The organism is Mesorhizobium sp. M4A.F.Ca.ET.020.02.1.1 (genome assembly GCF_004022645.1).
GTDB lineage: Bacteria > Pseudomonadota > Alphaproteobacteria > Rhizobiales > Rhizobiaceae > Mesorhizobium.
Window position 1 is genome coordinate 1 of the sequence record NZ_RZOI01001303.1, and the last position, 699, is coordinate 699.

A 699-nucleotide genomic window follows, 5' to 3' on the forward strand; every position below is an offset into this window, starting at 1 on the left:
CCGAAGACATCGACCTCGGCAACGTTGGGATCGCGAACGGCGAGGCGGTGGTGGCGGTGCTGGGCAGCGGCAACCGCGACGATGCGGTGTTCGCGGACGGTGACCGGCTGGACCTCACCCGCTCGCCGGCCTTGTCGTTGACCTTCGGCACCGGCCTGCATGTCTGCCTCGGCCAGCATGTCGCCCGCATCGAGATCGCGGCGATGCTCGAGGCGTTGTTCACCCGCGCTCCCGGCTGGCGGCTTGATGCCGCCGGCGCCAGGCGCCGCCCGTCGCTGTCGTTTCACGGGATGAGTACCGCGCCGCTTGTCCTCGCTTGAGAGGATCGCGCGCCGGGCCACCAATCCTCAGTCAAGGAAAAGCGGCCGCGTCTGCGCAAGGATCGCCGGATCGAGCGAGCGGACGATCTCCGCCACCTTGGCCCGCAGGACCTCGATCGCCGCGTCGTCGAGCGGATCAAGAATGTCATTCTGATCCCTCGTCGCGATATACTCTTCCAGCGAGGGCGCCTCGCTCGCCGGCGTGAAGCCTCCGCCGCGGGCGTGCTTGCTCAGCAATTCCTGCCGCGACTTCACCGCATAGTGGCGGATCCAGCCGAGCTTCCATTCCATCGGCATGGCGGCTTGATGCCTGTCGAGCGTCATGCCGTCGACCAGCGTCCTGCGCTGCCCGTTCGGGAAGCCGTGCGGAGCCCGACGC

Annotated in this window: 2 protein-coding genes; one reads left to right on the top strand and one right to left on the bottom strand. The window is 68.1% G+C overall.

All coding sequences use genetic code 11. The annotated features are described in order from the left end of the window. The coding region (locus EN742_RS36790; protein ID WP_148670607.1) for a cytochrome P450 at nt 1-320 on the top strand (320 nt) is incomplete at its 5' end. A gap of 27 nt (nt 321-347) precedes the next feature. Here EN742_RS36790 and EN742_RS38505 read toward each other — a convergent pair. Then, nucleotides 348-699, bottom strand: a 352-nt coding sequence (locus tag EN742_RS38505; protein WP_189375770.1) for a hypothetical protein, incomplete at its 5' end; no start/stop codon positions are given.